Source organism: Verticiella sediminum (assembly GCF_007558815.1).
Classification (GTDB): Bacteria; Pseudomonadota; Gammaproteobacteria; order Burkholderiales; family Burkholderiaceae_B; genus Verticiella; species Verticiella sediminum.
Genome location: NZ_VLTJ01000022.1, coordinates 37,514 through 58,532, shown reverse-complemented (window position 1 = coordinate 58,532; position 21,019 = coordinate 37,514). Strand labels below are relative to the sequence as shown.

Here is a 21,019-nt window from a genome sequence, read left to right as displayed (position 1 = left end):
CGTGACGAGTGTGCCGAAGTCTTTCCGACTGTGTCAGTCTCGTTTCTCTCAAATCTCTCAGCATGTGCGAGTTGCGCGCACAGCCGCTCGCGCCGGCCGACTGCGCAAGGCCGACGTGGTGCAAGCGGAAAAGGTAGTGAGCGCGCTGGCTCGCGCGCGTCGAGGCGTCGTCGCGCTCAGTCGCGCGCGTCGGTGACCAGGGCGACCCCGCGCCCGAAGACTGTGCGCACCGGCAGGCGCAGCTTCTTCTGCGTGGCTTTCTGGCGCAGGCGGCTGAGGATCACGTCCACGCGATGGGTGTCGGCGTCTTCCTCGTGGCCGAACAGGAGGTCGTGCAGCATGCTCTTGGCATAGACCTCGCCCGGGTGGCGGTTGAGGATCTCGAGCAGGGCGTACTCCTGGCGGGTGAGCTTGAGCATCGCGCCGCTGGGCCAGACCAGGCTGGATTCGACCTCGTCGAGAGTCCAGGGCGCGACGGCCGCGCCCTGGGGGCGGGCCGGTACGGCGGGGTCTTCGCGCAGGCGCTGCCAGAGCGCGTCGATGTCGCGCGCGAGCTGGGCGAAGTTCACGGGCTTGACCAGATACAGATCGGCGCCCAGGTTCAGCCCGCGCAGCCGGTCCTGCTGGCTGCCGCGGGCCGTGACGACGATCACGCCGTAGCGTTTGAGTTCGCGCAGGTAATCCAACATGCTGAAGCCGTCCTCGCCGGGCAGGCCCAGGTCGACCAGCACGATGTCGACCGGGTTCGCGTGCAGTTGCCGCCAGAAGGATTCGGCGCTGGACGCGGCCCACACCGGATAGCCCCGGGCCTCCAGGAAGAACATGAGTTCCTCCTGGAGATCCTGGTGGTCTTCGACGAGGGCGAGGCGGGGTTTGCTGTCGGGCATGGTCATCCGGCTGTGCAGGCCGTGGGCAGGACGAGATCGAAGCGGCAGCCGTGCGCCGTGTTCGCGGCCAGTGTCAGCTCGCCGCCATGGGCGCGGGCGATCTGGCGGGACACGAACAGGCCCAGGCCCGAACCGGCGCGCTCGGCGTCCGGCCGCGCGCCGCGCCGATAGCGCTCGAAGACTTCCTCGGCCTGCGCCGCCGGGATGCCGGGGCCCCGATCCGAGATCGATACGACGATGCGATTATCGCCAACCTGTACGTCGACGCGTATGGTGCCGGCCGGCGTGTACTTCACCGCGTTGTCCAGCAGGTTGGACAGACAGATGCGCAGGAGCGCGGCATCGGCCGGGAGCACCGGCCCCGCGTCAACGCCGTGCGGCACGGGCAGGCCGTCGAGCGTGATGCGCAGGTCGTGGGTATCGCCCACCTCGACCAGCGAGGCCGCGGATTCGAGCAGCGGCAGCAGCGGCGTCGGTACGGTGTCCAGATAGAGCGTGCCGGCCGAGAGCCGGGCGTCGGCCAGGCAGTTGTCGGTGAGCTGGACCAGGCGATTGGCGGCGCGCTGGATCTTGTCGTAGCGCTGGCGCACGCGCGCATCCTCGGTCGGCTGCGCGAGCAGATTCTCCAGCGTCCCCGAGATCACCGCCAACGGTGTGCGGAACTCGTGCGACACCATGCCCATGAACTGGCGCTGGTGAAAGCTCGCCTCGCGTTCCATGCGCAGTTCGCGCGCGAGCTGTTCGCGCTCCCAGTGGGTGCGGCGCTCGTGCCGGATGCGGTAGACGCCGACGGCCATGACCAGCAGCATGGTGGCCATCATGATGATCATCATGCTGGACTGCCACAGGGTGTACATGCGCGGCGCATAGTCGATGGTCGCCGTCGTGATCAGGACCGCCATCAGGCCCGACACGACATAGAACAGCGGCAGGATGCCGAACGCGAGGTTGAGGTGGCTCAAGCCCCAGCGCCACCACAGCCGCAGCGAGCATGCGGCGATCACCAGGGCGTTGGCGAACGCGAGGACCGTGAACACGCGCACCGTCTCGCCGTAGAGATCGAGGGGGATGCTGAGAGGAAACAGCAGGCCCAGGCAGAAGCTGGCGACCAGCCAGCGATAGACGCGTGGAAAGCGCAGGCGGATGTCCAGCGCTTCGGTGCACATCCAGATCAGGGCCGGATAGCCCAGCAGCGACAGGGTCCCCGTCAGGTAGTGCTGCAGCGTGAGGCGCCAGTCGGCATCGCCCCAGCCGATGTAGCCCTGGATGGACGCGACCAGCAGGTAGGTGAACGAGAAGGGAATGACCGACCAGAGCAGGCGCGTCTTCAGGCCGATGGCGAGCAGCAGGGCGAGCGCCGAGGACAGCGCGCCGATGCCGAAATAGAAGCTCCAGAAGGCCGTGTCGCGCAACGCGTGGTCGGTGAAGGCCGCGGGCTGCCACAGCGTGGGCTCGACCAGCAGCGCGCTGGTGGTCTGGATGCGCATGACGACCTCGTGGCCACCGCCTTGTGCGGGCGGCGCCAGGCGCAGCACGGTGTAGCGGTAGTCGATGTCGCCGGCGCGCGCGCCCATGCGGTCGCCGGCGCGCCGCTCGACCCAGCCCTGCGGCGCGCCCTCCGGCCGCAGGTAGACGGTCACCGAATCCAGGTAGTTGGGGCTCAGCTTGAGCCAGAGTTCGCCTTCGGCGAACGCCGTGCCGGGAATGTGGAAACGCAGCCATGCCACGTCCCGTACATAGCCTTCGGACATGGGGCGCTGGCCGAGCGCGAGGGCTTCATCGGGCATGGCGAGGAAGGCGTCGAACGAGACCTCGCCGGCCGGGTCCAGCAGGTAGCGGTAAGGGATGTCGCGCCCGATTGCGAAGGTGGGATTCTGCTGGGGAGGCCCGGCGAACAGCAGGCACAGCCAGAAAAGCACGCAGCCCACCAGCAGCACGGATTTGCCCGGCAGCGGCGTGGCCTGGACACCTCCCATGCCGAGGTGGCGTCGCCACGCTGCCTGATGCGTGTCCGGCGCGGTCGCTGCGCCGGACAGGCCGGCCTCGTTGCGCGAGTGTTCGTCGGCGCGCGCCATGTCGTCGTCTGTGTTGGGAAAAGGTAGGTGGAGAACCCGGATCTTCGCCGATGCGGCGCCGGCTTGCCAGCGTGCCTGTGCGCCTTGCGCTTTGTGCCGCACCCTGACGGGCGCACGGGAACGGTGGGGCGGGCGGCGCGGGATCAGCCGATGCGTTCGCCGCGCCGCAGATAGCGCCACTGGCCGACCGGCAGGTCGCCCAGGCGAACGTCGCCGATGCGCACGCGTTTGAGGCCGACCACCTTCAGCCCGACCAGCTCGCACATGCGCCGGATCTGCCGCTTGCGGCCTTCGCGCAGCACGAAGCGCAGTTGATCGGCGTTCTGCCAGACGACGCGCGCCGGCTTGAGCTTGCGGCCGTCCAGCTCCAGGCCATGGTTGAGCAGGGCCAGCCCGCTCTCGGCCAACCGGCCCTGCACGCGCACCAGATACTCCTTGTCGACGGTGGAGTCTTCGCCGATCAGCGTGCGTGCCACGCGGCCATCCTGGGTCAGGATCAGCAGGCCCTGCGAATCGATGTCCAGGCGGCCCGCCGGCGCCAGCCCGCGCAGGTGCGCCGGCGAAAAGCGCAGCGGCGCATCGTCGCCGCGATAGCGGGTCTGCGCCTGGATGAGCGAGACGGCCGGCCGATAACCGCGCTCGGCCTGCCCCGAGACGTAGCCCACCGGCTTGTTGAGCACGATGGTGACGCGAGCGGTCTGGACCGTCTGGGCCGACTTGCTGAGCGTGAGCTCCTGGCTGGGCAGGGCCTTGGTGCCGAGCTCGGTGACGGGCTTGCCGTCCAGGAGCACCCAGCCACGCTCGATGTAGCTGTCGGCTTCGCGGCGCGAACAGATGCCGCGTTCGGCTAGCAGCTTGGAGATGCGGACAGGTTCTTCCATGGGACGGGCGTGCGGACGTGAGTCCGCGATTGTACGGCGTCGCGCGCGGGCGGCGCGGCGGGGTGCGTGGGTTTGGTCCATGTCGGCATCCACGAATAGGCGGGCCGGACCGGCGCCGCCACACTGGCATCCAGACCAGCGAGGAGGCCGGCATGCGGATGGCAAGGCGGGGCAGCGGCGCGCACGCGCGCCAGCGGGGGCAGGGGATGACCGAGTACATCATCATCGTTGCGTTGATCGCGGTGGCGGCGATTGCCGTGTACCAGTCGTTCGGCCAGGTGATCCGTTCGCAGACCGCAGCCATGGCGCGCGAGCTGGCGGGCGAGGACGGCACGGCCGAGTCGCGTGCGGCGCAGGAGGCCTCGGCACGCGCCGCCACGCAGACCAGTGCGCGCTCGCTCAAGAACTTCACCGGCAACGCCGGACTGGGCGGCACGCCATGACGCGCCGCTCCAGGCAGCGTCTACGCGGACAGGCGATGGTGCTCGCGGTGTTCGTCCTGCTGCTCGGCATCGCGGCGTGGCTCAGGCTGTACGACGCGGGCCAGCTCGTACACGACAAGTCCCGGCTCACGCAGGGCGCCGACGCCGCCGCCTACAGCGGCGCGCTGGCGCAGGCCCGCGCGCTCAACCTGCTGGCGCATATCAATCGCGCGCAGGTCGCCCACCAGGTGGCGATGGCGCACCTGGTCACCTACGCGTCGGCGGCGCAGTTCGTGCAGACCGAGGGGGCTCGCGCGGCGCTGCGCAATCCGCCGACGACCCTGGTCGGCATGCTGTTCGGGCCGGCGCACGGCGCGGCCTACGCCTCGGCCCTGGCGGGCCGCTCGCTCGCGGCGCCGGCCATGCTCGCGTTGTCCGCCGCCTTCGCCGAACACGACCGGGTGGTCAACGACGTGTTGTGGCAGGCCCAGCGCGCCATCGTCGCGTCCTTGCCGGCCACGCGCTGGGCCGCCATGCAGGCGGTGCTCGGTGAACACTATGCGCCGGGCAGCGCGCCGGGCGGGACGGAATTCGTGCTCGATCCGGCCTTCCTGGACGATGGCCTGCCGGGTTTCGTCGCTGCCAGGCAGGGGGCGGCCCGTGCCGATATGCGCGAGCTGGTGCTGGCCGCCACGGCGCGCTACGGCTTTCTCCAGCCGCGCGACGCGACCGCGCGCAATGCCTGGGTGGTCAGCCCGCGTTGCCCGGCGAAGCGCCACGAACTGCGCCGGCGCGGCGCGACCCGCTGGGAAGGCTACGACACCTGGGCTTCCGCCGATACGCAGTCCTATCACGCGCTGCGCTCGAACCGTTGGATCGGCTGCTACTTCCGCGAGTACCCCATGGGCTGGGGCCATACCGGGAGCGGCCAGCCCGCCGCGCCCGAGCAGCATGTCGAGACGCCGCCGACGGATTTCGGAGCACAGGACTTCTGGCGCTGGGTGCGCGAGCACACGGACTGGGACATCGCCGGGGGCAGCGGCAATCCGCTCGCCACCTCCTACGGGCATGCCGCCCGGGTGCGCTGGCCTGCCCGTGGCCTGCCGGGCTACATGGGGCTCGCCGTCGAGCGCGCCGACGGGCCGCTGCGCTTCGCGATCCGGGCGCTGCGCCCGGCATCCAGCATCCCGACGCTGGACCGGGCCAGCCAGGTGGCCGTGGGCGGTCGCTGGCCGGGCGGGACCCGGCTGCCCGGCGGTGCGCTGGCCGCCGTCAGCGCCGCCGAGACCTACTTCGTGCGTCCGCAGGCGCGCGCCGACGGCCGCGACGAGGCGCCGAACCTGTTCCATCCCTATTGGCAGGCACGGCTGGTGCCGGTGTCGCCCGCCGAGGCGGCCGAAGCCCGGCGCCGCCAGGAGGGCGCGTGATGCAGCGCGCGCCGCGCATCCGTGGGCAGGCCCTGGCCGAGGCGGCGGTCGCGCTGGTGGCCCTGGCGGCCTTGTTCTGGGCGGTGGTCTGGACCGGCCGCTTCCTGGACGCAGCGCTGGGTGTCGCCCACGCCAGCCATGCGGTCGCGATGCAGGCGACGCGGGCCACGGTGCTCGAGGCGTCGGCGCACATTCTTGCCAGCGGCGGGACGCCCGTCGAGGCGCGAACCTGGCGGGCGCCGGCCGGGCTTGCCCGGCAGGTGTCCCGGCGGAACCTGCCGGCGCAGGGCGAGCCGGGCGCGGGGCACGCCGCCGCAACCGCCTTGCGGCGCGATTGGGGCGCCGAGGATACCGGCGTCCAGGTGTTCCGAGTCTCGGCTGGCGTGAGCGGCCCGGATGGCGCTGCCCTCGTGGTGCGCCGAGCCAGCGCCATCCTGCGCGGTGCGGGCCACGCCGGCAGCGATGTCGATGTCCAGCAGCGGCTCGCGCGGGGCGGCGCCGGCTGGGCGCGGGCGGCACAGGCGTCTGCCGCGGCCGCGAGTCCCGTCATCGGGCCGGCGCACCAGGCCGACGCGGGCTGGCCACGCGCAAGGGGCGGGGTCGAATGGTTGGCGGCGTGGGCCGGCCTCGTACCGGCCGCGCGCCTGCATGGGAGCGCGCCATGAAGCGCATGCCGCGGGCTGCGGGGCTGCTCGCCTGGGGCCTGGCTCTGGCCGGCTCGGCGGCATGCCACGCGGACAGCGCGGCGCTGCAGGCGCTCGCGCGCCACGGCCTGAGCGTGCCGGCCGATACCCGCGCCGATGCGCTGCCGCGCTGGCGCGCGCATGGCGCGGCGCTCGACGCCGTGCTGCTGCACGTCGGGCAGCCGCCGCAGCGCGTGCTGGAACATATCGCGCGCCATACGCAGACGGCGTTGCGCGTCTTCGCCCACGACGGCGCGCTGGTGCTGGCGCCGTCCGGCGAGGCGCTGCCGTGGCTGCTGACCTTGCGCGCCAGCGGCGACGGAACGCTGGGGGTGCTGTCTTCGTTGCAGGCGCCGGCGGAGCCGCCGACGCAACCGCGCAACGCGCTGCCGTTCTGGCTGCCGGCCGGCGTCGAGACGTTGTTGCTCGTGGACGAAGGCGCCCCGAGCGCGCAGGCGGTCTACCAGGCGCCGGGCTGGAGTTCGCCGGCCCTGGCCAGGCACATCGACGCCACGCTGCGGCGTCATGGCTGGGCCGCGCAGGCGTCCGCCAACCGCGAGGTCTCGTCCTGGCGTCATGCGGCGTCGGGCGAACGGCTGCTCATCGCGGTTCAGGCGGGCACGCCGACCCGCGTCTTCGTCCATCGCGCAACCGGAGACCTGCCGTGACGCATGCTGCAGCGAATCCCGGCAGGGCGGCCCGGCATGCCGGGCGGGCGCCGCGCGCTGCCGGTCAGGTACTGGTGGAGGCGCTGGTGATCGGTGCGCTGCTGGCCTTGCTGCTGTTCGCGCCGGCATGGGGCGACGGCGAGCGCGGCATGGCCGGTGTCTGGCTGCGTGCGCTCGCCATCTGGTACGGACGTTTCGCGGCCGCGCTCGCGCTGCCGGTCTGAGGAGGCGCAGGCGATGGTGTCCTGGCGCAGGTTTCGTCTCGATGTCCGCTACGCGTTGCTGCTGCTCGCGCTGCTTGCCGGCACGGCCGCCGCCTGGCTGGTGCATCGCCATCTTGCCGACGTAGAGGCGCAACTGCAGGCCAGGCATCGTGTCGAGACCGCGCCGGTCGTCGTCGCCGACCGCATGCTTGGCGCCGGGACGATGCTATCCGCCGATGCGGCCGCGGTGCGCGCGGTGCCTGTCGCATGGCTGCCTGGCGACGCGTTGCGTCCCGAGGATTTCGACGCGATCGCCGGGGCGCCGCTGGTGCGCGCGCTGACCGCCGGCGAAGTGGTGCGCTGGTCCGACCTGCAGCTCGGCACGAGGTCGGCATTCTCCGCCCAGCTCGCACCCGGGCGCCGCGCGGTCACGATCGCCGTGGACGAGATCAATTCGTTGTCGGGCATGCTGGAGCCGGGCGATGTCATCGACCTGTATGTCTCGTTCGAGCACGGCGGCCGCCGGGTCACGCGGCTGCTGCTGGGCGAGGCCGGCGTGCTCGCGACCGGCAGGCAGCGCGCCGACGCGCGCGACGAAGCGGGCGATGGCTTCGCCACCGTGACGCTGGAGGCCACGCCCGCCGATGCCGTGCGGCTGGTCGCGGCGCGCCAGCAGGGGTCGATCGCCGCCATGCTGCGCAGGCCGGGCGACACCGGCGCCGCGGCCGCATTCGAGGGAGGCGATCTGGCCACTCTGCTCGGCATGCCGGCGCCTGCGCCGCGCCCGCGCGTCGTGCCGGTGATCTTCGGCGATCGCGCGCCCAGCGTCATGCCGACGCTGGACGGCGAGTCTCGAGTCGTGGACGGGCTGCGCGGTTTCGCGGGCGACTGGGCGCACGGCATGGACGGGGATGCGCCATGAGGAGGCGGGTTGCGGGGTGCCGCGCACGCAGAGCGTGCATGCTGGCGGTGCTGGCGCTCTGCGCGCCGTTCGGCACGGCCACCGGCGCGGCGGATGCGCGCTGGGCGCAATGGGCCGCACCGCCGCCGGAGCGCGCCGCAGCCGTGCTCGATCAGCCCTTGCCCGACAGCGCGCAGCTCGAGATGTTCGTCGGCGAGACGCGCGTCGTGGCCGCGCCCGACGTGGCGCGCATTGCGGTGGGCGATGGCGCCGTCCTGCATGCCGTGGCGGCGGATGGCCGTGAAGTGGTGGTCTTCGCGCGGGCCGCGGGCAGCAGCTCGCTGGTCATGTGGGCGCGCGATGGCAGCAGCCGCTCCATGCGCGTGGACGTCGTGCCCGGCGAATCGCGCCGCGTGCGCGCCGAACTGGCGCAGTTGCTCGCCCGCATCCCCAATGCGCGCAGCACCGCGCTGGGCGACAAGCTGGTCGTCGAAGGCGAGGATCTCTCGGACGACGACCGGGCGCGCGTGGCGGAGCTGGCGGCGCGCTATCCCCAGGTGGTCGATTTCACCGGCCGGGTGGGTTGGGACCGCATGGTCATGATCGATGTGCAGGTGCTCGAACTGCCGCGCTCGCGCGTCCAAGACCTCGGCGTGCGCTGGGACGGCGTCGCGCCGGGCCTGAATGTCGGCGCGGCCTGGGACGCCGGTTCGCTCGGCCGGCTGAGCGCGGCGCCGGGCAGCCCGGTGCTGCCGGCCGTCTTTCCCGCCATGCCCGCGGTCGGCTATCTCGGCCTGAACACGCTGCTCAGTTCGCGCCTGCATGCGCTCACCCAGCGCGGCGATGCGGTGCTGCTCGCGCAGCCCCAACTGATGGCGCGCAGCGGCGCCACCGCGAGCTTTCTTGCCGGCGGCGAACTGCCCTATACAACCATCGATGCCAACGGCAACACCTCGACCACCTTCAAGCCCTATGGCGTGGGCCTGGAGGTGACACCGAGCATCGACGCCGGCGGTGCGGTGCGCGCGCGCATCGACGTGGAGGTGAGCGCGGTCGACCCTGTGGTCACCACCAGCAGCGGCCCGGCCCTGCGCACCCGCCGCACGTCCACCGAGTTCAACGTGCGCTCGGGCGAGACCCTGGTGCTCAGCGGCTTCCTGTCCCGCGAGCACGTCACCGACGAGGACGGCATCCCGGGCCTGGCGCGCATTCCCGTGCTGGGCGCGTTGTTCCGCGCACGGCGCACGCAGCAGCGCGATACCGAGCTGGCCATCTTCGTCACCCCCGTGGTCCTCGGCGAGGGCGGCGAGGGGCTGGGCGAACGGGTGCGCCGCGGCCGCCGCCTGCTCGAGGACACGTTCGCCGAACCGCTGCGCATGCTCACGCCGGTCGCACACGATCCTTTCGCCCTGAGACCGGAACACAGCGCACCCCTGGAGAGACCATGATGCTCGAACTCACGATCACGCTCGAAGACGGCAGCCACATCGTCCAGCGCCGGCTCGCGCCTGTGCTCATCGGACGCGATGTGCGCGCCGACCTGCGTCTGGGCGGCTGGCGGGTGGCGCGCGAGCATGCGCGCCTGTATGTACAGGAAGGCGAAATCGGCCTGGACGACCTGGGGTCGCTGGCGGGCACGTTGATCAACGGCAAGCGCGTCGTGCAGCAAGTGGGCGTGCGGCCGGAAGACGAGATTTTCATCGGCGGGCATCGCCTGCAGGTGCGCCGTGCGATGGTTCCCCCGGTGGAGGAAACGCCCGCCGCGCCCGCCGGCGCGGCGGCGTTCCCGGCCGGCGGCGGCGAGGAGGCCGCGGCGCACGATCCGCGTTTCGACGAGTGGCGCCGCCGCGTGCATGCCGGCCTGCTCGAGGCCATCGATCTGCGCCGGCGCGACATCTCGCGCATGAGCGACGCCGCCTTGCGCGAGGAGGCGCGCCGCCTGGTCGACGGCCTGGTGGCGGAGCTGGCGCACGAGCTTCCCGCCGAACTGGACCGCGCGGCGCTGTGCGCAGCCGTCGTCGACGAGGCCGTCGGGCTGGGGCCGCTCGAACTGCTGATGCAGGATGCCGAGATATCCGAGATCATGGTCAACCGGCACGACGAGGTCTTCATAGAAAAGTCGGGACGATTGTTCCGGCATGCCGTGGGCTTCAGCAGCGAGGCGGCCGTGCTCGGCATCATCGAGCGCATCGTCGCGCCCACCGGGCGCCGCATCGACGAGAGCTCGCCGATGGTCGACGCCCGCCTGAAGGACGGCTCGCGCGTGAACGCCATCATCCCGCCGATTGCCTTGAAGGGGCCGTCGCTGACGATACGCCGGTTTCCGTCGCGGCGATTGCAGATGCCCGAACTCGTGTCGCGCGGTGCGCTCGACGAGCCGATGGCGCAGTTCCTCGCGCTGTGCGTGCGCGAGCGCAAGAACATCGTCGTGGCCGGCGGGACCGGCTCGGGCAAGACGACCCTGCTCAATGTGCTGTCGGGCTTCATCCCGGCCGGCGAGCGGGTGGTCACCATCGAGGACGCCGCCGAGCTGCGCCTGGACCACGAGCACCTGGTATCGCTAGAGGCACGGCCGGCCAACGTCGAGGGCCGCGGCGCGGTGAGCATCCGCGACCTGGTGCGCAACGCCCTGCGCATGCGTCCGGATCGCATCGTGGTCGGCGAATGCCGCGGTGCCGAAGCCCTCGACATGCTCCAGGCCATGAACACCGGGCACGAGGGCTCGCTCACCACGCTGCACGCCAATACGCCGCGCGACGCGCTGGCGCGCCTGGAGACCCTGGTGCTGATGGCGGGCATGGATCTGCCGCTCGGCGCGGTGCGCGAACAGATCGCCTCCAGCCTGGACATTCTGGTGCAGCAGGTGCGCACGGCCAGCGGCGCTCGGCGCATTGCCGCGATCGTCGAGATCACCGGCGTGGAGAGCGGGCGCATCCAGTTGCAGACCTTGTTCGAGGCCGGCGGCGAGGCGGGCGGCTTTCGCAGCGGCGGTGTGGTGCCGAGCTTCTACGAGGCGTGGCGGGAGGCCGGCGTGCTGACCAGCGTTGACCTGTTCTATCGCGAGGCCGGCGACGCGCACAGGGCCCGGCTGTGATGTTCGCCGCGCTTCTGGTCGCGGCCTGCGCGGCGGGCGTGGCAGCCTGGCTCTTGCTGGAAGCGGCGCGGGCGGGTCTGGCACGCTATCGGGCGGTCTACACGCGCGAAGCCGGGCTGCGCCTGGCGGAGGCTTTTCTCTTCGTCGATCCGGCGCGGATCTGGGCCGCCAATGTCGCCCTGGCGCTGCTGGCCGGTCTGCTGGCCGCGGCGCTCTCGGCGAGCCTGCCGCTGGCGGTATTGGCTGGCGGCGCCGGGCTGCTCGTGCCGCACTGGTCGTTCAAGCGCTTGCGGCGCCGGCGCTGGCAGCGTCTGGACGCCCAGCTTCCCGATGCGCTGCAGGCGCTGGCGGGCGGCTTGCGCGCCGGCATCAGTCTGCCGGCGGCCTTGCGCCAGGTAGCGCAGGAATCTCCAGCGCCGCTCGGGCAGGAGCTGGAGTTGGTATTGCGCGAGCAGCGCCTGGGCGTGGGGTTCGACCGCTCGCTGGCCGACTTCGCCGTACGGGTGCCCACGGAAGCCTGCGTGCTGAGCGTGGCTGCGCTGCGCATCGCCAGCGAGACGGGCGGCAACCTGGCCGAAGCCCTGGACCGGATCGCAGCGATGGTGCGCGCGCGCCTGCACATGCACGGCCGGATCGATGCGCTCACCGCCCAGGGCCGGCTGCAGGCCTGGATCGTCGCCGCGCTGCCGCCGCTGCTGGCCCTGGTGCTCGATCGGCTCGAACCGCAGGCCATGGCTGCCTTATGGCACACCCCGGCGGGCTGGATCACGCTGCTCGTCGTGCTGCTCATGGAGTCCGCCGGCCTGCTGCTCATCCGGCGCATCGTGCAGGTGGATGTATGAGCCGTGCCGGGCCGGCCGTCCTCCGTACCGCTTGCGTCGCATCATCCGCAGCAGGCACGTCCACCCCCGCAGCGACAGTGCGGTCCCGCAGGGCAAGGGCATGCCGATGAACGGCGGCCCGACGCTCGCAATGTGGGGGATTGTCCTGCTCTGCGGTGTCGCGGCGGCGGCGCTGGCCGGGCTGGCCGCAGTGACGTGGCGGGCGTGGCCGACGCCGCCGCGGATGGCCGCCTCAGTCGCCTTGCCCTGGTGGTGGCGCTGGCTGCGGCCGCTCGCGTGGGCGGCTGCGCCCGCGCTGGCGCTGTGGCCGAGCGCGGGAGCGCGCCGCGTCGCGGCGCAGCGGTGCCGCGATGGCGGGCTGCCCGCGGATTTCCTGCCTGCCGAGGTGGTGTCCATGGCCCGCCTGTGCGGCGCGCTCGGTGCGTGCGCGGGCGCCGCCGCGGCGTGGCGGTTCGATGCGGCGCTTGCGGGCGGGCTGCTGTGTGCCGTTCTGGGCGCGAGCGCCGGGCTCCTGCCGAGGCTGTGGCTGCGCGAGCAGGCGCAGCGCCGCCGCGACGCGATAGCCCGGGCGCTGCCGTTCATGCTCGACATGACCACGCTGTGCGTGGAGGGCGGTCTGAACGTGCAGGGCGCGCTGCACGTGGCTGTCGAGAAGGGGCCGGCCGGGCCGCTGCGCGACGAGATCGCGCATCTGCTGGGCGATATCCGGGCGGGCGCGAGCCGCCTCGAGGCCTGCCGTCAGATGGCGCAGCGCATCGACGTGCCCGGCGTGCGCGCCTGGGTGGGGGCGATGATCCAGGCCGAGACCGTGGGCACGAGCCTGGGCCCCTTGCTGCGAGTCCAGGCCGAGCAGCGTCGCGCAGAGCGCTTTCTGCGCGCGGAGAAGCGCGCGCTGCAGGCACCCGTCAAGATGCTTTTTCCCCTCATCGTCTTCATCTTCCCATGCACTTTCATCGTGATCGCGTTTCCGATCGTCGTGAAGCTCCTGGCCGTGTTCGGCGGCTGAGCCGCTGGCCGTGCCGCGGCCGGGGCGCCCCGCGACCGCTGCTCCATGGTGGCAGCCCAGGCGGCTCAGGCGACCCTGGCGTGCAAGCCGACCGGCGCCAACGAGGCGAACCGGCCACCCCGGATGCCTGGAGCAAGGCTGCGCTGCGCGTGTCCTGTCAGCCGGCGCGCGGCTGGCGGCGCTGGCGCGGCCTCATCGGCAGGCCGGCGCCGCCGCCGGGTGTCGCCTTGCGCTTCGCGTTCTGCATGGCGGTGCACACGGTGGGCATGGCCTACGCGATCGATGTGGTGTTCGTGGGATGGGACGGGCGCGTCTGCCGGGTGGTGGCCGGCATGCCCGCGGGAAGGCTGGCCATGTGTTGGCGCGCCAGGGACGTGTTGGAGCTCGCCGCAGGAGAGGCCGCCCGGCTGGGATTGTGCGCCGGGGTGGCAGTGCAGGCCGTCTGATCGCGATTCGGCGGTGCGAGCCGCGGGCGCGGCGCCGGGCCAGCAGAGCCGGCCCCGGCTGCTGGCCCGGCGGCTCGATACGGGTGTCAGGCGCCGGCGGTCTCGGCCAGGACGCGCTCGGCCTGTTCCCGCACGCGGGCCGGGGCGGTGCCGCCCACGTGGGCGCGCGCGGCGACCGAGCCCTCCAGCGTCAGGACGCTGTGCACATCGTCGCCGATCTGCGCGTGAAAGCCGCGCAGCTCCTCGGCGGTGAGGTCGGCCAGGTCGCAGCCGCGCTCGACGCATTCGCGCACGGCGTGCGCCACGACTTCGTGCGCGTCGCGAAAGGGCACGCCTTTCTTGACGAGGTAGTCCGCGAGGTCGGTCGCGGTGGCGAAGCCCTGCAGGGCGGCTTCGCGCATGGCCTCGGCCTTGACGTGGATGCCGCCGACCATGTCGGCGAAGATGCGCAGCGTGTCGCGCACCGTGTCGGCGGTGTCGAACAGGCCTTCCTTGTCTTCCTGGTTGTCCTTGTTGTAGGCGAGCGGCTGGCCCTTCATCAGCGTGAGCAGGGCCATCAGGTGGCCGTTGACGCGGCCGGTCTTGCCGCGGGCGAGTTCGGGCACGTCGGGGTTCTTCTTCTGGGGCATGATCGAGCTGCCGGTGCAGAAGCGGTCGGCGAGATCGATGAAGCCCACGCGCGGGCTCATCCACAGCACCAGTTCCTCGGACAGCCGCGAGACGTGGACCATGACGAGCGCGCCGGCGGCGCAGAATTCGATGGCGAAGTCGCGGTCGGATACGGCATCGAGCGAATTCTGGGCGACGCCGTCGAAGCCCAGCGTGCGCGCCACGCGCTCGCGGTCGATCGGGAACGAGGTGCCGGCCAGGGCCGCGGCGCCCAACGGCAGGCGGTTCACGCGGCGGCGGCAGTCGGCCAGGCGCTCGGCGTCGCGGGCGAACATCTCGGCATAGGCGAGCAGGTGGTGGCCGAAGGTGACGGGCTGGGCCACTTGCAGGTGGGTGAAGCCCGGCATGATCGTGGTGGCGTGCGTCTTGGCGAGTGTGGCCAGGGCGTGGCGCAGCTCGCGCAGCAGGCCGAGGATGATGTCGATTTCGGCGCGCAGCCACAGGCGCACGTCGGTCGCCACCTGGTCGTTGCGCGAGCGGCCGGTATGCAGGCGCTTGCCCGCGTCGCCGACCAGCTCGACCAGGCGCTTCTCGATGTTCAGGTGCACGTCTTCCAGGTCGAGCAGCCATTCGAAGCTGCCGGCGTCGATCTCGGCCAGGATCGTCTGCATGCCGTCGCGGATGGCGGCCAGGTCATCGGCCGAAAGCACGCCCACCGACTGCAGCATCTCGGCGTGGGCGAGCGAGCCTTCGATATCGAAACGGGCCAGGCGCTTGTCGAAATCCACGGACGCGGTATAGCGCTTGACCAGATCCGAGACGGGCTCGGAAAAACGCGCGGACCAGGCCTGAGCCTTCTTGTCGAACTGATTGGAGGGCGGAGTGGATTGCGACATGGCGATGTATGCTTGTGAGCGGTGCGGAAAGGAAATGGAATGGCGGGGAACGGGCCGTGCGGTGCGCCGACGAGCGCGTCCTCCGGCTTCCCGGTGCCGCCGGCCCGGCTGGTGCCGGGAGCGCCACTGGCACCGAGGCAGCGCGCCGCTGGCTGCACCCGCGCTTTCCGTGGTGTTGGCCTCGCAGGCAAATGCCGGGGTCGGCGGCGGCCTTCTTCTGCGTACCGAAGCCTAAAACGCAAAGCGAGCGATGGCTTCCGTTCGACCACGGAAGCGGTGCGTCCGAGAGGTTTGTAGTATCTCACATCCGTGCTATCATCTAGGGCTATTTGATCGCTTTCGCCCTTTGATGTGGCTCCTCCTGATAGGGGGCTGGATCGAAAAACGGCGGCCTTTTTCCTTTTGCGCGCTTTTCTCGCGCATGCCTTGCTGGGCTTTTGACAGCGGGGCGCCAAGGGGCCTCCCGGGCGGCTAGCAGAATCAGGCTGCATGTTGCGTCATCGTGCGTTCTGCCCCTCGGGCCGGACTGCAGCGCCCGCTGGGCTGTTGCGGTTTCGTTCCGGCAGGCCGCGCTGGCGGCATGCAACTTGCCGCCAGGTTCTTCCAAGCGGCCCAATACTAGGCGAAAGCCACAACCTCTTTTATCAGGAAGGCACTGTCCGCATGCCCACCGTACGTCTGAAAGAAAACGAGCCCTTCGAAGCTGCCCTGCGTCGCTTCAAGCGCACCATCGAAAAGACCGGCCTGCTCACCGAACTGCGCGCCCGCGAGTTCTACGAGAAGCCCACCGCCGAGCGCAAGCGCAAGGCCGCTGCTGCCGTGAAGCGTCACTACAAGCGCATCCGCAGCCAGCAACTGCCCCCGCGCATGTACTGATCCAGCCGCCGTGCCGCCTGGGCGGCGCTGCTGTTGGTTCTGACGCCGTCGGGCCTGCTGGTCCGGTACAGAAGCCGCCACGATATCGTCCTGGCGGCTTTCGGCGTTTTTTGCCGCCGGGCCGCTCCCAAGGCAAAAAGCTCCCCCTCGGGGGCAGCGCCGCCGCGTAGCGGCAAGCGTGGGGGCTTTTTTTCTGATTTCTGTTTTCCGCCATCCTGTTCTGCGAGAACCCCATGAGTGAGACTTCCCTGAAGACCCGACTGTCCGACGCCATGAAGGACGCGATGCGCGCCAGGGACTCGGCCCGGCTCGGTACGCTGCGGTTTCTCCTGGCTGCCGTGAAGCAGAAGGAAGTCGACGAGCGGCGCGATCTCAGCGACGCGGACGTCGTCGCCATTCTGGAAAAGCAGGTCAAGCAGCGTCGCGAGTCGATTGCGGCCTACGAGCAGGCCGGCCGCACCGAGACCGCCGCGCAGGAAACCGCGGAAATCGCGGTCATCCAGGAGTTCCTGCCGAAGGCCGCCGACGCGTCCGAGGTCCAGGCCGTGCTCGAGGCCGCTGTCGCGGAGTTGGCCGCGCAGGGCGTGACGGGCGCGCCTGCGATGGGCAAGGCGATGGCCATCGTCAAGGCCAAGCTGGCGGGCCGTGCCGACATGTCCCAGGTGTCCAAGCTGCTGTCTGCGCGTCTGAAGGGCTGAGCCGCGCGGCGGCGATGCCGCTGGGCGTTCGCGTGATCTTGCCTGCGCCGGATGCCGGCGCGTGATTTGCGGCTCGTTGATCGCGCGGCGCTATCATGTCGGGCTGGGCTGCATCGTCAGTGGTGCATGCCCGGTACGCAGGCGGCCCGCTGCGCGCTGTCTGCCCCGGCTTGCGCTGCCTGCGGCTCCATGCTTTCCTCGCGTCGCACCCGACGCCATCCGTTTTTTCCATGATCCCGGATTCCTTCATCCAGAGCCTGCTCGAGCGTGTCGACGTCGCCGACGTGGTCGGGCGCTACGTGCAGTTGCGCAAGGCCGGGGCGAACCTGCTGGGCCTGTGCCCGTTCCACGGCGAGAAAACCCCTTCGTTCACCGTCAGCCCGACCAAGCAGTTCTATCACTGCTTCGGTTGCGGTGCGCATGGCAGCGCCATCCGCTTCCTGATGGAGCACGTCGGGGCGAGCTTTCCGGAGGCCGTGCGCCAGCTCGCCGACTCGGTGGGCATGCGCGTGCCCGAGGAGCCGCGCACGCCGATGACCCGGGAAGCGCGCGTGGAGAGCGCGCGCCGCCGCGAGGCGCAGTCCCGGCACACCCAGGTCCTGGAGGCCGCCGACGTCAAGTACCGACGCGACCTGCGCACCGCGCGCGGGGCCATCGACTACCTCAAGGGCCGCGGACTGAGCGGGCAGATCGCCGCGCGCTACGGCCTGGGCTGGGCCGGATCGGACCGGCACGGACTGGCGTCGATCTTTCCGGACTACGACAAGCCTGATTTCGCCGCCCTGCTGGTGGAGTCCGGGCTGGTGATCCAGTCCGAGGACGGCCGCCGCTACGACCGCTTTCGCGAGCGCGTGATGTTCCCCATCCGCAATGCGCGGGGCCACCTGGTCGGCTTCGGCGGGCGGGTGCTCGGCAAGGGCGAGCCCAAGTACCTGAACTCGCCCGAGACGCCGGTGTTCTCCAAGGGCTCGGAACTCTACGGGCTGTGGGAAGCGCGCCAGGCGATCCGCAACGCGGGCCAGGTGGTGGTGGTCGAAGGCTACATGGACGTCGTGGCCTTGGCGCAGATGGGGGTGGAGAACGCCGTGGCCACCCTGGGCACCGCGACCACCACGCAGCACGTGCAGAAGCTGCTGCGGGCCGCCGACCAGATCGTCTTCAGCTTCGACGGCGACGCGGCCGGCCGGCGCGCAGCCTGGCGCGCGCTGCAGTCCTGCCTGCCCCTGCTGCGCGACGACATCGCGATCCATTTCCTGTTCCTGCCCGCCGAGCACGATCCCGATTCCTACGTGCGCGAGCACGGCGCCGATGCATTTCGCGAGGCCATGCGCGAGGCGCCGTCGCTGTCGCGCTTCATGCTGGACGAGTGGGCGCGCCAGCACGATCTGGCCCAGCCCGAGGGGCGCGCGCGCTGCGTGCACGATGCCCAGCCCTTGATGCAGGCGATGCCGAAGATCGCGCTGCGCCTGCAGGTGCAGCGTGAACTGGCCGGCATGGTGCGTCTGACGCCCGAAGAGCTGGACACGCTGCTCGCGCTCGAAGACGAGCCCAGCGGTCCACTGGTCAACGCCGGGCGCCGCACGCTCGCGGCCGCGCCGGCTGCCGAGCTCCCGGGCGCGCCGGCGAGCGGCGCCGGGCCGGCGCCCGCTTCCGCGCCTGGCGCTGCGCCCGACATGGACGTGCCGCCGATGCATGACGACATCGGCTACGTCCCTGAGTTTTCCGAACCCTACGACCCGCCGGAAGCGTTCTACCCGGATCATCCGCCGGGCGGGCAGGGCGCCGGCGGGCGGCGCTGGCAGGGCGAGCGCAGCGGCGGCAAGCGCTGGCAAGGCAAGGGCGGCGGCCGCTTTCGCGGCCGCGACTGGGACGACGAGCCGCGCGACCCGCCCGGTTCGCGCCGGCCCGTGCCCAGCCTGTCGCAGCGGCTGTTGCAGTTGCTCATCGTGCACCCGGAACTGATCGGCGGCATCGACGCCGAGGTCGAGACGCGTCTGGCGGCCCAGCGCGAGTACGGGCTGGTCTGCGACATGATCCGCGTCGTGCGCGGCTGCGGCGCGCAGCACACCGGCGCCATCCTGGAGGCGATCAGCGGCAGCGAGCTGGAGGAAGACCTGATCCACGTCGCCGCCGACACCCTGTTGGCCGAAGACCTGCCGGACCCCGATGCCGAGCTGCGCGACACGCTGCGCAGCATCCTGCTGCGGGCGCTGCAGGCCGAGCAGAGCGCGCTGGCCGCCAAGGTGGCCAGCGACCCGGCCGCGCTGGAGGCCTATCGGCGCAATGCCGAGGAAATCCTGCGGCTGCGGGCGGCCGGCTGATCGACGGCGGCGCCCTCACGGGCACCGCGTATCAGAGGCTGTCGAAGGTGATCGTGCGCTCGCTCGCGTCGGGCAGGAATTCGGTCCGGAACACCTCGTCCACCGTGGGCGTGCGTTCCAGGTCGAACACCTTCACCACCTGCTCGATGGCGCGCTCCATGCGCGCGGGCTCGATGCCGCCGAAGCCCTGTGCACGCCCTTCGGCATGGTTCATCTCCACGGCCATGGTGCGCACCAGGGATTCGCGTTCGATGTCGCGTTTGATGAGCGGTTCGCGCTTGACGAGGGCATCGATGGCGGCGTCGGGGTCCTTGGCGGTATCCGCGACGGCGCGGTTGATGGCGCGAACCAGTCCGCGTACGACGTCGGGGCGCTGCTCTGCGAGCTGGCGCGAGACGACCACCGCGTTGCTGTAGAGTTCGACGCCGTAGTCGGAAAACATCAGCCAGTTCAGATCCTCGTCCGGATCGATGCCCAGGTTCTTCGCGGCCATCGCGATCGAGCTGACGAACCCGGCCACCGAGTCCACCTGGCCGCGCAGCATGAGCTGTTCGAGCAGGTTGGCCTGCGCATTCATGATGCTCACCTTGGACGGATCGACGTTCTCGCGCTCCATCACGATCTGCATCAGCTTGAGGGTGGCCGAGCCGGCGGGCGCGGCCACGGAGCGTCCGGCCAGGTCGGCAGGCGCTAGGATGCCGCTCTTCTTGAGCGAGGCGATGGCGAAGGGCGGCTGGTTGTACATCATGTAGACACCGACCGGAGCCTCCTGCGGGCGGGGCGCCGCAATCTGCACCACGGTATTGATGTCGCCGAAGCCGATGTCGTAGGTCCCGCGCGCCACCTCGAGCACCGCAGCACCCGACCCCTTGCCCTGGTCGATCTGGATCTCCAGCCCTTCTTCCTTGAAGTAGCCTCGATCCGCGGCCAGAAAGAAAATCCCTTGCGGACCTTGGTAACTCCAGTTGAGCAGCATCTTGAGCTTGGTCTGCGCGAGGGCGGGGGAGACGCCACAGGCCAGCGTGAGTGCGAGGCCGGCGGCGAGGGAACGAAGCGCAGTTTTCATGGGTGTGTCCTTTCTAGGGGCGGATCACGACGGGAAGGGGCGGAACCGGCGCGCGAGAGCGCGATCTTCTGGGCGCGATGCGCACCCGCCAGCACCGGCGGGTGACGCGGTGGCGCATGCACCGTCGCGCAGCTCGGAATGCAGGCGATGGTGGCGTTCGGGTTGGGGTTGACGAAGTAGGCTGCGGACAGGCGGCGGCCTGCCCGTTCGCGCGGGGGATTCACGACGCGGTGCAGGTTGGATACCCAACGGTCGTTGGTCCACATCGCCATCAGGTCGCCGATATTGACGACCAGGGCGCCGGGCGCGGCAGCGACGTCGATCCAGGCGCCGCCGCGCAGCATCACCTGCAGCCCGCCCGCCGTCTCGTCGGGCAGGAGAATAGTGAGGGCGCCGTAGTCCGTGTGGGCGCCGGAGCGCGTCTCGCCGGTCGCGGGCGGCAGATCACGCTGATCCGGGTAGTGCAGCAGGCGAAGCACGTTGCCGTGGCCGGCCTGATAGGGCCGAAAGTACGTGAGCGGCATGCCGAGCGCGGTGGCGAACAGGCCGAGCAGGTCGTCGGCCAGCCCTTCGAGCGCACGGCAGTACGCGCGTATCTGATCGGCCAGGCCGGCGGGCGTCGCCGGCCACACGTTGGCCTCGACGCCGGGCCCGGCATCGAGCGGGCCGAACGCCAGTTGTTCCTTCAGATCCCGGCGCGTGGCGTCCAAGCCCAGCGTCGGCCCGAGGTTCTCCGCGCCGATGCCGACGTAGCCGCGGCTGATGCTGCCTTCCGGGCTGCTGCAGGCCTGCTTGAGCGCGGCGGGTTGGTCGAAGAACGCCAGCGCCATGCGCCGCAGGCCGGCGATCAGCGCGGGTTCGACCCCGTGGCCGACGATGCTGAAGAATCCGATGTCGACGAGTGCGTGGTCGATGTCGCGCGCGGCGGTGGCCCGTGCGGCGGCATCGCCGCGCCGCACGTCCGACAGGTCGATGACGGGGACGGTCATGGGTATGCCCTCCGAGTGCCCGACGGTGT

20 protein-coding genes are annotated in these 21,019 nt (G+C 71.0%); 14 read left to right on the top strand and 6 right to left on the bottom strand.

Annotated features, from left to right (window positions below):
• Positions 1-176: 176 nt before the first annotated feature.
• The 3 genes from FOZ76_RS11065 to FOZ76_RS11055 all read right to left on the bottom strand — a co-directional run bounded on the left by FOZ76_RS11065 (position 177) and on the right by FOZ76_RS11055 (position 3,843).
• Positions 177-887 carry a response regulator transcription factor gene (locus FOZ76_RS11065; protein WP_211366201.1) on the bottom strand — a complete coding sequence of 237 codons (711 nt, stop codon included), beginning with the start codon at positions 885-887 and terminating at the stop codon, positions 177-179.
• Positions 888-889: 2 nt separating this feature from the next.
• Positions 890-2,962, bottom strand: coding sequence for a sensor histidine kinase (locus FOZ76_RS11060; protein ID WP_143948320.1), 2,073 nt, complete (start codon positions 2,960-2,962; stop codon positions 890-892).
• Between the two features lie 143 nt (positions 2,963-3,105).
• Positions 3,106-3,843, bottom strand: coding sequence for a pseudouridine synthase (locus FOZ76_RS11055; protein WP_143948319.1), 738 nt, complete (start codon positions 3,841-3,843; stop codon positions 3,106-3,108).
• A 158-nt stretch (positions 3,844-4,001) separates the two neighbouring features.
• Between FOZ76_RS11055 and FOZ76_RS11050 the strand changes: the two genes are divergently transcribed.
• The 11 genes from FOZ76_RS11050 (at position 4,002) to FOZ76_RS11000 (ending at position 13,535) form a co-directional block, all read left to right on the top strand.
• Entirely contained in the window at positions 4,002-4,286 is a 285-nt protein-coding gene (locus tag FOZ76_RS11050; RefSeq protein ID WP_143948424.1) for a hypothetical protein, read from the top strand.
• Positions 4,283-5,692, top strand: a complete 1,410-nt coding sequence (locus FOZ76_RS11045; protein WP_143948318.1) for a pilus assembly protein TadG-related protein — start codon at positions 4,283-4,285, stop codon at positions 5,690-5,692. Before FOZ76_RS11050 ends, FOZ76_RS11045 begins: the two co-directional genes overlap by 4 nt.
• Positions 5,689-6,357 (top strand): hypothetical protein, encoded by a 669-nt coding sequence (locus tag FOZ76_RS11040; protein WP_143948317.1) that lies wholly within the window; start codon positions 5,689-5,691, stop codon positions 6,355-6,357. Before FOZ76_RS11045 ends, FOZ76_RS11040 begins: the two co-directional genes overlap by 4 nt.
• Positions 6,354-7,043, top strand: a complete 690-nt coding sequence (locus tag FOZ76_RS11035) for a hypothetical protein (RefSeq protein WP_143948316.1) — start codon at positions 6,354-6,356, stop codon at positions 7,041-7,043. Before FOZ76_RS11040 ends, FOZ76_RS11035 begins: the two co-directional genes overlap by 4 nt.
• Entirely contained in the window at positions 7,040-7,267 is a 228-nt protein-coding gene (locus tag FOZ76_RS11030; RefSeq protein ID WP_143948315.1) for a hypothetical protein, read from the top strand. The genes FOZ76_RS11035 and FOZ76_RS11030 overlap by 4 nt, the downstream gene beginning before the upstream one ends.
• A 13-nt stretch (positions 7,268-7,280) precedes the next feature.
• Positions 7,281-8,168, top strand: a complete 888-nt coding sequence (cpaB, locus tag FOZ76_RS11025; RefSeq protein WP_143948314.1) for a Flp pilus assembly protein CpaB — start codon at positions 7,281-7,283, stop codon at positions 8,166-8,168.
• Between the two features lie 38 nt (positions 8,169-8,206).
• Positions 8,207-9,595, top strand: coding sequence for a type II and III secretion system protein family protein (locus FOZ76_RS11020; protein WP_170235393.1), 1,389 nt, complete (start codon positions 8,207-8,209; stop codon positions 9,593-9,595).
• On the top strand, positions 9,595-11,241 hold the full coding sequence (locus FOZ76_RS11015) for a TadA family conjugal transfer-associated ATPase (RefSeq protein WP_143948423.1): 1,647 nt from the start codon (positions 9,595-9,597) through the stop codon (positions 11,239-11,241). The genes FOZ76_RS11020 and FOZ76_RS11015 overlap by 1 nt, the downstream gene beginning before the upstream one ends.
• A complete protein-coding gene (locus tag FOZ76_RS11010) occupies positions 11,238-12,083 on the top strand; it encodes a type II secretion system F family protein (protein WP_143948312.1) in 846 nt (281 codons plus the stop codon). Before FOZ76_RS11015 ends, FOZ76_RS11010 begins: the two co-directional genes overlap by 4 nt.
• Before the next feature lie 130 nt (positions 12,084-12,213).
• Positions 12,214-13,089 carry a type II secretion system F family protein gene (locus tag FOZ76_RS11005; RefSeq protein ID WP_143948311.1) on the top strand — a complete coding sequence of 292 codons (876 nt, stop codon included), beginning with the start codon at positions 12,214-12,216 and terminating at the stop codon, positions 13,087-13,089.
• A gap of 80 nt (positions 13,090-13,169) precedes the next feature.
• Positions 13,170-13,535, top strand: coding sequence for a DUF192 domain-containing protein (locus tag FOZ76_RS11000; RefSeq protein WP_246129431.1), 366 nt, complete (start codon positions 13,170-13,172; stop codon positions 13,533-13,535).
• A gap of 86 nt (positions 13,536-13,621) precedes the next feature.
• On the opposite strand, the gene argH is transcribed toward FOZ76_RS11000, so the two are convergent.
• Positions 13,622-15,040 carry an argininosuccinate lyase gene (argH, locus tag FOZ76_RS10995; protein ID WP_143948309.1) on the bottom strand — a complete coding sequence of 473 codons (1,419 nt, stop codon included), beginning with the start codon at positions 15,038-15,040 and terminating at the stop codon, positions 13,622-13,624.
• 663 nt (positions 15,041-15,703) lie between these two features.
• Here argH and rpsU point away from each other — a divergent pair.
• The 3 genes from rpsU to dnaG all read left to right on the top strand — a co-directional run bounded on the left by rpsU (position 15,704) and on the right by dnaG (position 18,935).
• Positions 15,704-15,916, top strand: coding sequence for a 30S ribosomal protein S21 (gene rpsU, locus FOZ76_RS10990; RefSeq protein WP_143948308.1), 213 nt, complete (start codon positions 15,704-15,706; stop codon positions 15,914-15,916).
• A 233-nt stretch (positions 15,917-16,149) separates the two neighbouring features.
• Positions 16,150-16,614 (top strand): GatB/YqeY domain-containing protein, encoded by a 465-nt coding sequence (locus tag FOZ76_RS10985; protein ID WP_143948307.1) that lies wholly within the window; start codon positions 16,150-16,152, stop codon positions 16,612-16,614.
• 230 nt (positions 16,615-16,844) lie between these two features.
• Positions 16,845-18,935 (top strand): DNA primase, encoded by a 2,091-nt coding sequence (dnaG, locus tag FOZ76_RS10980; protein ID WP_143948306.1) that lies wholly within the window; start codon positions 16,845-16,847, stop codon positions 18,933-18,935.
• A 31-nt stretch (positions 18,936-18,966) separates the two neighbouring features.
• On the opposite strand, the gene FOZ76_RS10975 is transcribed toward dnaG, so the two are convergent.
• Both FOZ76_RS10975 and FOZ76_RS10970 read right to left on the bottom strand, forming a co-directional pair.
• On the bottom strand, positions 18,967-20,001 hold the full coding sequence (locus FOZ76_RS10975) for an ABC transporter substrate-binding protein (RefSeq protein WP_143948305.1): 1,035 nt from the start codon (positions 19,999-20,001) through the stop codon (positions 18,967-18,969).
• Positions 19,998-20,990, bottom strand: coding sequence for an isopenicillin N synthase family dioxygenase (locus FOZ76_RS10970; protein WP_143948304.1), 993 nt, complete (start codon positions 20,988-20,990; stop codon positions 19,998-20,000). Before FOZ76_RS10970 ends, FOZ76_RS10975 begins: the two co-directional genes overlap by 4 nt.
• Positions 20,991-21,019: the final 29 nt, after the last annotated feature.